Origin of the sequence: Salinibius halmophilus (assembly GCF_003577475.1) — a bacterium.
Classification (GTDB): domain Bacteria; phylum Pseudomonadota; class Gammaproteobacteria; order Pseudomonadales; family Natronospirillaceae; genus Salinibius; species Salinibius halmophilus.
Window position 1 is genome coordinate 283186 of the sequence record NZ_QPEP01000004.1, and the last position, 11040, is coordinate 294225.

The 11040-nt window shown below is 49.8% G+C and carries 12 protein-coding genes and 3 tRNA genes; 4 read left to right on the top strand and 11 right to left on the bottom strand.

Annotated elements, in window-relative coordinates:
• Positions 1-143: 143 nt before the first annotated feature.
• Positions 144-1415, bottom strand: a complete 1272-nt coding sequence (locus DUW71_RS06325) for an ABC transporter substrate-binding protein (protein ID WP_119394397.1) — start codon at positions 1413-1415, stop codon at positions 144-146.
• 219 nt (positions 1416-1634) lie between these two features.
• Between DUW71_RS06325 and DUW71_RS06330 the strand changes: the two genes are divergently transcribed.
• Positions 1635-2024, top strand: coding sequence for a hypothetical protein (locus DUW71_RS06330; RefSeq protein ID WP_119394398.1), 390 nt, complete (start codon positions 1635-1637; stop codon positions 2022-2024).
• A gap of 7 nt (positions 2025-2031) precedes the next feature.
• Here DUW71_RS06330 and DUW71_RS06335 read toward each other — a convergent pair whose 3' ends face one another.
• The 4 genes from DUW71_RS06335 to DUW71_RS06350 all read right to left on the bottom strand — a co-directional run bounded on the left by DUW71_RS06335 (position 2032) and on the right by DUW71_RS06350 (position 3514).
• Entirely contained in the window at positions 2032-3117 is a 1086-nt protein-coding gene (locus tag DUW71_RS06335; protein WP_119394399.1) for a 4-phosphoerythronate dehydrogenase, read from the bottom strand.
• Positions 3118-3250: 133 nt separating this feature from the next.
• Positions 3251-3326, bottom strand: a tRNA-Asn gene (locus DUW71_RS06340).
• Positions 3327-3343: 17 nt separating this feature from the next.
• Positions 3344-3419, bottom strand: a tRNA-Asn gene (locus DUW71_RS06345).
• Between the two features lie 19 nt (positions 3420-3438).
• Positions 3439-3514 (bottom strand) — tRNA-Asn (locus tag DUW71_RS06350).
• 463 nt (positions 3515-3977) lie between these two features.
• Between DUW71_RS06350 and DUW71_RS06360 the strand changes: the two genes are divergently transcribed.
• From DUW71_RS06360 to DUW71_RS06370, 3 genes are all read left to right on the top strand, one after another.
• A complete protein-coding gene (locus DUW71_RS06360) occupies positions 3978-4211 on the top strand; it encodes a hypothetical protein (protein ID WP_119394401.1) in 234 nt (77 codons plus the stop codon).
• Positions 4212-4423: 212 nt separating this feature from the next.
• Positions 4424-5404, top strand: coding sequence for a DUF2156 domain-containing protein (locus tag DUW71_RS06365; protein WP_119394402.1), 981 nt, complete (start codon positions 4424-4426; stop codon positions 5402-5404).
• Positions 5394-5852, top strand: coding sequence for a GNAT family protein (locus DUW71_RS06370; protein WP_119394403.1), 459 nt, complete (start codon positions 5394-5396; stop codon positions 5850-5852). Before DUW71_RS06365 ends, DUW71_RS06370 begins: the two co-directional genes overlap by 11 nt.
• Here DUW71_RS06370 and lipB read toward each other — a convergent pair.
• The 6 genes from lipB to mltB all read right to left on the bottom strand — a co-directional run bounded on the left by lipB (position 5794) and on the right by mltB (position 11031).
• Entirely contained in the window at positions 5794-6453 is a 660-nt protein-coding gene (lipB, locus tag DUW71_RS06375) for a lipoyl(octanoyl) transferase LipB (RefSeq protein WP_119394404.1), read from the bottom strand. The two genes, DUW71_RS06370 and lipB, sit on opposite strands and share 59 nt — an antisense overlap.
• Positions 6453-6725, bottom strand: a complete 273-nt coding sequence (locus DUW71_RS06380; protein ID WP_119394405.1) for a YbeD family protein — start codon at positions 6723-6725, stop codon at positions 6453-6455. The genes lipB and DUW71_RS06380 overlap by 1 nt, the downstream gene beginning before the upstream one ends.
• 8 nt (positions 6726-6733) lie before the next feature.
• Positions 6734-7993: a D-alanyl-D-alanine carboxypeptidase family protein gene (locus DUW71_RS06385; protein WP_119394406.1), complete on the bottom strand. Its 1260-nt coding sequence runs from the start codon at positions 7991-7993 to the stop codon at positions 6734-6736.
• A 39-nt stretch (positions 7994-8032) separates the two neighbouring features.
• Positions 8033-9181, bottom strand: coding sequence for a D-alanyl-D-alanine carboxypeptidase family protein (locus DUW71_RS06390; RefSeq protein WP_199671163.1), 1149 nt, complete (start codon positions 9179-9181; stop codon positions 8033-8035).
• A gap of 120 nt (positions 9182-9301) precedes the next feature.
• On the bottom strand, positions 9302-10072 hold the full coding sequence (locus tag DUW71_RS06395) for a septal ring lytic transglycosylase RlpA family protein (protein WP_119394407.1): 771 nt from the start codon (positions 10070-10072) through the stop codon (positions 9302-9304).
• Complete coding sequence (gene mltB, locus DUW71_RS06400; RefSeq protein WP_119394408.1) at positions 10069-11031, bottom strand: lytic murein transglycosylase B; 963 nt, start codon at positions 11029-11031, stop codon at positions 10069-10071. The genes DUW71_RS06395 and mltB overlap by 4 nt, the downstream gene beginning before the upstream one ends.
• Positions 11032-11040 lie beyond the last annotated feature (9 nt).

The following is an 11040-nucleotide window of genomic DNA, read 5'->3' on the forward strand; positions in this document are numbered from 1 at the left end:
CGGTTTAGATGGATCTACATTTTTCAGAGTACTTGTCTGCAAAAACGGCTTCGCCGTTATTTACAGACCTACATTTTTTACAAACCAAATATTAAAGGCCCGCAAGATTTGCGGGCCTTTAAAGTAACAGCGTTTAATTCTGTTTATTTACAGTTGTCAGCGCCAACGTAGTTCCAGCTGTTTAGGCCTTCTTGAATCAGGGCTGCTGCTTGGGCGCCGGTTAGGTCGCCAGACAGCATGCCTTGGTACGCTTGTGCCGATAGCGATGCGTAAGTAGGCTGCTCCGCGTTTAGGCTTTGTGCCAAGAATGGCTCAACAGCGGCGGCGTTGCTCATTTGTGCTGAAATGTCTTTCACAATTGGGTGTACACCGGCTGGCTTGTCGTAGTCGCCACCGTATGCTGGTGTTTCAGCCACTTCTTCTAGGAATAGCTCGGCGAATTTGGCAGTGGTGGTAAACTCAAGTACAGCCTTGATCGCGTCGGTTTTTTCGCTGGTTGCGCTGGCGGCATAACCACCGTCTGGGTGAGCAACAATTTTACCGTTAGCACCAGGCACTGCACCAAACACAGGTACAAAGTCAGGGTTTACGTCGTACAAGCCACCAGACATTTGGCGAACCCAGTTACCGGCTGTCCAAGCACCGTCAATCATTGCTAGCGAGTCACCTAGTACCACTGGTGTGCGCATGCCTTCGTAGTCGGTTGCTGTTGGGTTTGAGTTCATGATGCTGCGCCACTCAACTACTTTGTCGAAGGCCGCCACAATTTCTGGGTTGGTGAAGCATACTTCGCCGGTTTCTAAACCGCGCTGAGTATCGTCGCTTACCAAACCAGCAAGAATTACTTCGTTCATTACTTGGTTTAGGAACCAGCCGTCACGGCCATCTACGTGCAACCCAACAAAGCCTTCTTCAACGGCCAACGCCATTAGGCTTTCAAACTCTTCTAGTGTTGTTGGTACGTCTGCACCTAGTTCTTCTAGTACCGCACCGTTGTAGATAACAGACTGCAGCTGAATTGAGCCAGGTACCGCATATTTAACACCATCAGAGGCAACTACACCGGCCGTACCATTCATACCCGAAACATCAATGCCTAGGTCGTCCATCGATAGTAAAGAACCAGAGCTTACAAACTGGTCGTACCATGCTGCACCAGATTTTGAACTGAAGAAGTCTGGGCCATCTTGGCGTAGGGCAATACGTAGGCGCGACTCGTAGTCTTCTGAAGAAATACGTTCTAGTTCAACCGTAACACCAGGAATTAGGTTTTCGGCATTAATGCGGTTCCACAGGTCGGTTTCTTGTTCGCGGAATGTCCAGAATTTTAGCGTTTCGTCAGCCAGAGCCGCTTGCGCGGTTGCCAAAGATGCCACGGCAGTTACCACTGCTACAGAGGTTTTTAGTAGGCGCATGTCAGGTCTTCCTTTTGCTTTTCTTGTTGTTGTTTTTTCTTATTACGAATTGACAATATAAAGTGACGGTGAAACCGGTGTCAACGAAAACTGATACCTGATCGACTTTGCACTCTTGGTTTGGTGCTGACATAGGTCTAGTTCTGGCCGGTAAATAGCACCACTCGACATTTGCGCGCTCAGGTTCAATAATCAGCATTCGCGACAAAAGGAAACTCTATGACCCCAGAGCACATTGATACGTTTTACGAAGACTGCGCCCGAATTTTGGTTGCCATGTACCAATCGTTTCCGCGTACCAGTGATTTATGGGTGGTTGACCTTATTGGCGAAGATAACTTTGATGAATTTGGTATGCATTCCGACCGTCACATGCGCTGCTTGGGCGCTATGCAATGGTTAGCAGAGGAAGGTTTGCTGCGCTTTAACCAGCTTGAACGCCACGACGGCGTGAGTTTATGCGTGCTTACGGCGAAAGGCTTTCAACTGTTAACGGGGCTTACGGGCAACGAGGTAGCACCACCGGCCGTTACACTGCGTTTTGCCCTAAACGCGAATGACATGAACGCAGTCACCGCAACGGTTAGTAAATTGCTGGCAAGAGTTTAGAGAACACTTACGCAACGCCAGTAAAACCAAGCGCACAAAGTTTTTCGCTATGCTCTGGGCAATACACCGTTAAACTCGCGAATTCTTTGCGTTCTGGGTAATGCTTACGTAGCCAGTCAAAGGCTTGCGCTCGCTCGCTGGTGGCCCACATTCTTTGGCGAAACCTTGCATCATCGCTGCGCACGTCATACACAGCTCGAATGGCTGCATCAAACGCTTGGTACACACTCAACCCAGTTTGCAGTGAAATGCTTGCCAAGGCAGCTGGTGGCGGCGCGATACCGGCAAAGCCTTCTAACAACTGCTCGGCTAGCATGCTAGTGCCACGAATTTTGCCTTCAAACGAATAGCCAGCAATGTGTGGCGTGGCAATGCTGGCTTTGCGCAGCCAAGCGTCACAAATGTTCGGCTCTTGTGGCCAAACATCCAATAGTATTTGCCGATCTACCGCTAGCGCATCAGGCGAAATCACCTGCCCTCTGCCAGCATTAATGAGCACAGCGTCAGGCTTAAGCAAAGCTAGTTTGTCGGCGGTAATCATGCCTGCAGTGGCGTGCTCACCGGTTTTGGTAAGCGGAGTGTGCAAGCAAACAATATCAGCGGCTTGCAGAGCGTCGTTCAGTGGCGTGTGGTCGATGTCTGTGCGCAGCGGGTCTACCGTGAGTACTTGGCAGCCCAAAGCTCGCAATCGGCTTATCAAGCGCCCGCCTACATTGCCGCAACCTACTACGGCAAATGTTTTTTCCAGCCAAGGGAGCTTCTGTTCGCGCCAGAGGGTATTTAAGCAAGAGAACACCCAATCCACTACGCCTGCAGCATTGCAGCCAGGGCTATTGGCGAAACGTATGCCTTGCTGGGCCAAGTAGGCCTGATCAATATGATCGACACCAATGGTTGCACTGCCAACTGCTTTAACTGGCGTGCCACTAAGCAATGCTTCGTTGACTTGGGTTACCGAGCGCACCAGTAGCATGTCGGCGTCTTGCAGGTCGGCCTTACTCAGGCTGCGCCCAGGCAAACGGGTAATGCGACTAGCCACTTGGCCAAAGCATTCATTTACCCAGGGCATGTTTTCATCGGCAACTATATGCATTTGCTCCGCAACCCTAAAAAGCAGCTTGTTATAAAAATTAACAATTTAGTTAAATTTTAGAATATAAGAACGTAAAAAACGAGGGAATACGAATAAAAAATAAGGCAAAAAAATAAGCAAGGAGAGGGAAAGTTGGCTCCCCGAGCTGGACTCGAACCAGCGACCAATAGATTAACAGTCTACTGCTCTACCAACTGAGCTATCGGGGAACAACTAGATTTGAAATTGGCTCCCCGAGCTGGACTCGAACCAGCGACCAATAGATTAACAGTCTACTGCTCTACCAACTGAGCTATCGGGGAACAAAATCAAATTGTGTGTTGGCTCCCCGAGCTGGACTCGAACCAGCGACCAATAGATTAACAGTCTACTGCTCTACCAACTGAGCTATCGGGGAACAACGGAGGCGAATCCTAAAGGTGATTGCTAATGCTGTCAACACTTTTTCGCTAAATTGTTGTTTTAATTGCGATTTTTCCTGCAATTCAGTGTTAAGCAGCGAAATAACTGTGCACCAATTATTACGTATCTCAGCTAACTTGGTAACCAACTTACATACATTCTGTATTACATACCAATCGGTTTGTTTTCCTACCAAACCTGCGGCATACCAATCACTGCCAATCACCGCAAAAAACCACGTAAAATAACGCAATTATGGGGCCAATTTATAACATCTTGCGCTAGGTCACCTGTTGCATCGATGTGGCTTATTTACCAAGCAAAATTGCCAACCCAGTCGTAAAATAAAGGCATCAACATTAGAGCTTGCTGCAAAGGTTGTGCATCACAACACTTGCTACCCCAAGCAAGCTCGCTTCTCTACTTACCGCCGACACAATCGGCGATTGAGGTGACAAATGAAAGCACTCGGTATTACCCTATCAGTACTCGCATTTGTAGTTGTTTGCTTTACATTCTCCGCTCTGGCTATGGCAATTTTTGTCATTGGCATCCTACTCGCTTACATTGACGAGCAGCGCGAAGAATACGAAGAAGCACTACTGCCAAGTGACCAACGAGCGTTGCTGCATTGCCGCGCCAGTATGGCTCGCCAAAAAGCGCTTGCAAGCCCTTGGGCGCCAGCCGTTTAGGCAATTATTAGCAGGTTTTACCGGCATACATTGGGTGGTGCTACGCAGCGCCACCTGTTAAAAATGCTTGCGTAAAACAAAGCAAATTAGCATATAATCTGGCGGCAAAGAATGGCGCTAGAGACCCCCTCTCACAGGCCAGAATTTGCAATATTTGAGCCTGTGCTCGTTTTTGTCTCCGGTTTATCCACCGGATAGAGGGTCTCCGCTTTATGAACCAATTAATGATTGGTCAATACCCCCTTGCGCCACTTAATCTGGCAGCCAAGCCAGTGATGGAAAGCTACCTAGGCAAACTGAACCTAGACGCGAGCGACTATACCTTTGCTGCTAACTATCTGTGGGTTGCTGCCGAAACCGGCTTCTACAGCATTATCGATGATTGCTTTTGCTTGTTCTCGCTGAGCAATGGTGAAATCTCTATGGTGCTTCCGCCACTGGGCAATAGCAGCAAGGTACTGGGTGCTATGCGCACTTGTTTTGCTCTCATGGCGAGCAGCAACTGCTACCCCGCTAGCAGCCGCATTGAGTATATGGATGAAACCTTGGTCAATAGCTTCGTTGGCCACTTAGATCCAGACACAGATATCACCGACCCCCTAGCTGACTATATTGTTGAGCGGGCGTTTGTCGACAACGTGTATTTAGCCAAAGAGCTGGTTGAGTTAAGCGGCGAGGCCTATGCCAGCAAAAAGGTGCAAATAAATAAGTTTATCCGCAGCTATCCAGATCACGAAATTAAACCGCTCGATGCGTTCGAGCACTACGACGGCATCATGGCCTTGATTCATCAGTGGATTAACGACCGTATGCGCTATATGCCACGCGAAAAAATGGAAACCTTTTTAGAAGGTATTTATAGCGAGCGCATTGCGGTGAAGCGCATGCTGCGCGACTACGACCAACTTAACCTAATTGGCGTTGTTATATTGATTAATGGCGAAGTGAAAGGGTTTACCGTTGGTGAGCGCATCAACCAAGCAACGGCAAGTGTGATCATTGAAAAAACCGACTTTAACACCTTTGGCTGCACACAGTTTTTGTTCCGTGAGCTGGTAACGCATTTTTATCGCGATCATGGCATCACCCATATTAATGTGGGGGAAGACATGGGCTTTGAGAACCTGCGCAAAGTAAAGCTTTCTTACAAACCTAACCTATTGCTAGCGAAGTATACGGTTTATGCACGCTAAAGTTTGGCGGGTGCGTTTGGCCACCCCAGAAGACATTATTGCCCTGCAAGCCATTGAACTGGCCAGTTTTAACCAAGCCGATGGCCGCCTAAGTGCCAGAGCAATGAAATACCACATTAACAAACAGCGCCTTTGGGTTGCCGTGCGGCCACAGGTATTGGCTTATGCGCTGTGGCTGCCACGCAAACAGGGCTATCGCTTGTATTCACTGGCAAGCAGTGAACCCGGTGGCGGCTCTGCGTTAATTGCGCATTTTTTGGGCCGCACTCAGCAACCCTGCTGGCTAGAAGTGCGCGCCAGCAACAAAAAAGCCATAGCGCTGTATAAACACTATGGCTTCGATGTTGTAGACGAACTACCTAACTATTATGGCGACGGCGAGCTCGCACTTAAGCTTCGCCGTGTGGTGCACCCACCTGCACCTGAAACTCACGACCCGTTGCTTTAATAAAGGCGTCCAGCCAGCGCCCTGGCACGTCTTTTGGGTCTACCTCGGCTAGGTCAATCATCCGTGTCATTGGCATGCCAGCATAACCACACGGATTTATTCGATTAAACGGACTTAGGTCGGCATCCACGTTTAGGCCTAGGCCATGATAGCTGCGCCCTTTGCGAATGCGCAGGCCAAGTGAGGCAAGTTTATGCTCCACACCATTGTGCTGCACATATACTCCCGGCGCGTCGGGTTTGGCGTAGGCCTCTACGTTGTAGCCCTGCATTAGGGTGACCACACTCGTTTCAATCGCCGTAACCAACTCACGCACGCCTAGTTTGCTGCGCTTCACATCAATGAGCGGATAAGCAATCATCTGCCCAGGGCCATGATAAGTCACCTGACCACCACGGTCGGTTTGCACCACCGGAATATCGCCTGGCACGAGTACGTGCTCGGCTTTACCGGCTTGGCCTTGGGTAAACACGGGCTCATGATCAAGCAGCCAGATTTCATCTGGCGTGTGTGGCCCACGCTCATCAGTGAAGGCACGCATTTTGTCATAGGTCGCTTGGTAAGGCTGGCGACCAAGGTGGCGAACTATCAAGGGCTGCATTAGAGCACCATGCGCGTGCGCTTATCGCCTCGCAGCACATCATTGATGTTGCTTAGTTGCTCTTTGCTCTCGGCGGTAATGGTAAAACTGTAGGAAACGAAGTTACCATTTTTGCTTGGGTTCACTTTGATTTTGTTGGCATCAAAGTCTTTGGCCAACTCATTGATGGTGGCAACAACAAACTCTTTATATCCCTCGCCCGTGTCACCAATCACTTTGATCACATAATTTGGGCAAGGAAACGTAATTTCTGGGCGCTCGACTTCAGACATAATGAATCTCAGTTAAAAATATTCCAGAAGAATAGTTTAATGGCATCCCAAGTGCGCTTGAAAAAGCCACCTGCCGGCACATCGGCTTTGGCAACAATGGGCTGTACCAATAACTCTTCGCCATCTTTTAATACGGTTAGCGTACCAAGTTGATCACCTGTTAGTACCGGAGCTTTAATCACTGGATCTATAGTGATTTGTGTACTGAATGATGCCTCGGTGCCACGATAAATGGTTTGCACAATGCTATCAGCAACACCCAGTGCGACCGATTCTTGTGTCCCGCCCCAAACTCGGGCTTCGGCTAGTACGTCTCGTTCCGCTTGAATGGTGTGCGTTTTAAAGTATCTGAACCCATAAGACAAGAGGGTTTGTGTTTCTTGCGCTCGCAGCGCCGGTGAGTCGGTGCCGAACACCACGGCAATAAGGCGCATGTCTTCGTTTTTAGCCGATGCAACCAGGTTGTACCCTGCATTAACTGTGTAGCCCGTTTTTAGCCCATCAACGTCTGGGTCTTGCCACAACAACCGATTACGATTGTTTTGCTTAATACCGGCATACTCAAACTCGCGCTCAGCATAAATAGGATAATACTCTGGGTTATCGCGAATAATTGCCGCAGCAAGATTCGCCATATCTAAAGCGCTGGAATACTGACCTTCGGCTGGCAAGCCAGTAGCGGTTTTAAACTGAGTATTGATTAGGCCCAATTGCGCGGCGGTTTGATTCATCACATCGGCGAAGGCTTCTTCCGAGCCAGCTAAGTGCTCAGCCATAGCAACGGCCGCATCGTTACCCGACTGTATGATGATGCCACGCAGCAGGTCGATCATCGACACTTCAGTGCCTTCTTGGATAAACATACGCGAACCGCCGGTGCGCCAAGCCTTCACCGAAACGACTGTCGTTTCCTGCTCACTTATTACTCCACGCTGCAGCTCCTGTTCGGCCACATAGCTGGTCATCAGCTTGGCAAGCGAGGCAGGTGGTAAGCGCTCTTCGGCATTGTGAGATACCAGCACCTCGCCTGTGTTGTAGTCCATCAACACGTAGGCCTTGGCGGTAATGTCTGGCGGCGATGGGATAATAATAGAGGCGACGGACATGCCCGACACTAGGGTCAGAGCGCTGAGCAACACTTGGAATAATCGGGTCACGTTGTTAAACCTTACTACTTGTGGACACTTTTTCTTTAGCACTAGCTTGCGCCATTTCACGACAGGCTTGCCGCGCCAAACAAAAATGCCAGCAAGCGCCCTTGCTGGCATTGATTCTGATCATCAAACAAAGCTACCCTATAGGACAGCCTAGTTAAAGATATTCCAGAAAAATAGTTTGATTGCATCCCAAGTACGCTTAAAGAAGCCACCTTTAGCAACCTCTTGTTTGGCAATTACCGGGCGCGAAAGCAGCTCTTCGCCATCTTTGTAGACAGTTAACGTGCCCAACTCATCGCCAATAGCAATCGGAGCTTTAATCACAGGATTAATGACTAACTTGGCTTCTAGCGAGTCTTCGGCACCGCGGTGAATGGTTTTCACCACATCTTCAGCTACCCCAAGTTGCAGCTCATCTAGCTCACCACCCCATACACGCGCCGTTTCAATGACTTCGTCGGCGGTAAAAATAGTGTGGGTTTTGAAATAACGGAAACCATAAGACAGCAGGGTTTGTGTTTCTTGGGCGCGCGCTTCATCCGAGCGAGTACCAAATACCGAGGCAATTAGGCGCATGCCATCTACTTTTGCCGACGCCACCAAGCTATAACCCGCTTCTGAAGTGTGCCCTGTTTTTAGGCCATCTACGTCTGGGTTGCGCCATAATAGTCGGTTGCGATTCGGCTGGTTAATGCCATTGAACTCAAACTCACGCTCGGCATACAACGGGTAGTATTCGGCGTTGTCACGAATTACCGCTGCAGAAAGCAACGCCATATCGAGTGCACTCGAATAATGCTCGTCGTCGTGCAAACCTGTTGAGTTTCTAAACTGAGTATTCTCTAAGCCGAGCTTGGCGGCCGTTTGATTCATAATGCCAACAAACGCATCCTCCGAGCCGGCAATGTGCTCAGCCATTGCTACCGAGGCATCATTACCCGACTGGATAATAATGCCGCGTAGCAAATCAATCATCGACACATCGGTGCCTTCTTGAATGAACATGCGTGAACCACCGGTTTGCCAAGCTTTCACCGACACCCGGGTTGTTTCATCTTCACTGATATTGCCTTTAATGAGCTCTTGCTCGGCAATATAACTGGTCATTAATTTGGTAAGTGACGCCGGAGGCAACTGCTCATTAGCATTGTACTCTACCAAAATATCGCCACTATCGTAGTCGATCAGTACGTATGATTTTGCCGCCAATTCAGGTGGCGCTGGAATGATGACATCAGCGCTGGCAACTACCGATAACCCTACGGTGGCGCTGATAAGTAGCTTTTTAAGACGCATCATTAGATTCAATTCCCATTAACAAATTGGCAGCATTGCTACCATCGAGGCACATCTAGGGCCTACCGTCATTATTATCATTGCGCGCTAGCATATCAGAAATGTGACCAGCGCGGCACTAGCTCATTGGCGGCGAATAAGCGGCGGTTCACCTGTAATCTCGCTCACTTGTTGGCTTAGCGTATTGGCTTCGGCTTGCTTCACCGGGCCTAACTGAACGCGGTACACGTTACCGGCACGCACCACTTCTACTCGCTGATTGGTTTTATCCGCTGCCTCACGCGCTAGCTCGCGTGCTCGGTCTCGATCTCCAAGTGCTGCCAACTGTAGGATGAACGAAGCTTGCTCTTGATCACGCAGATCGAGCGCCTCCACTCGCACCCGCCCAACACCAGCACTGGCAATATCTAGCTTGACGGCAGCAGCATAAGATAAATCAATAATGCGGTCGGGGTGAAACGGGCCACGATCGTTCACTCGCACGATTAGCGACTTATTATTGGCCAGGTTAGTAACCCGCACCCAGGTTGGCAACGGCAGCGTTTTATGTGCCGCCGATACCTGATACATGTCGAAAATTTCACCGTTCGAGGTTTTGTATCCGTGAAACTTGGCGCCGTACCAAGAAGCATTGCCCTCTTCCACGTAGCCTATTTCCGAATCCATAATGTGATAGGTCACGCCACGCACTGTGTAAGGGCTTTTGTTGCCACCGCTTGATTTTGGCTCCCATCGAGGCTGAACTTCTACGATGTCTTCAGGGCGAATGACATCGGTTGGCCCAGTATCCTGTGCTAGCTTGTAGCGCCCCCCTGCATTGGCATCGGGTGCCTGATATTTACTTGAACATGCAACCAGAAATAGCGCTACGGCCGCCACAGAAAGCTGCTTCACATTAGTTCCTCAAATCGTTGGCTAAGCAAAAACACGGTCATGGCGTAGTGCAAGCTAGGATTATAGCGGGCTATGGTTCTAAGGTTTTGCGTACCTAACCAAAACTCGGTGCCGTGCTCGCCCTCTACTCGAATTGGCGATACTTCCACGTCACTGTCCATGTTGATAACGGGCTGCCAACCATAGTCACTTACCGCCGCAACCGTGGTGGATGGACGGAAGCTGCGCCCGGCAATGTCGTTGAACGTATCACCAGACACACGAGCGCGTACAGCTGCGGGCAAGTCCGCTTGCCAACCATAATTGCCCAAGTAGTTACCTATGCTGCCAATGGCATCCGCAGGGTTTTGCCAAATATCGCGCTTGCCATCGGCATCAAAGTCTACGGCGTAAGCTTGGTAACTTGTTGGCATAAATTGCGGCAAACCCATCGCACCCGCGTAAGAGCCGTTAATGGTTTTTGGGTCGATGCTCTCACTGTGAGTCAGTGCTAGGTAGGCTTTGAGTTCACGCTCAAAAAACTCGTTACGACTTGGGTGATGCAAAGACAAGGTAACCAGTGAAGCAAGGGTTGGATGGCGGCCCGTATAGCCACCAAAGTTGGTTTCCATCGCCAAGATTGCCATGATCACCGACGGTGGTATGCCGTACTCTGCCGACGCACGTTCCAGTACTTCGCGGTGCTCAGCGAGAAATTCTTCACCACGCTTAATGCGTGCAGGTTCAACAAAAATTGGCCGATAGGTCGCTGCCGTAGCGGTTCGCTCCGGCGCTTTTTGAAATCGTTCAACAATTGAGTCTTGCAGAGGTAGGTCTTTTAGTGCTTCAGCTAGCCATTCGCTGGGCACGTCTACTTCTGCTTGCAATCTGGCGACGAGCGCCTCCCCCTGCGGGGTGCCCTGCCAAGCAGATGCTGTTGCACTGGCACATACCGCCAATGCAGCGATTAATTTGCGCATTAATACTCC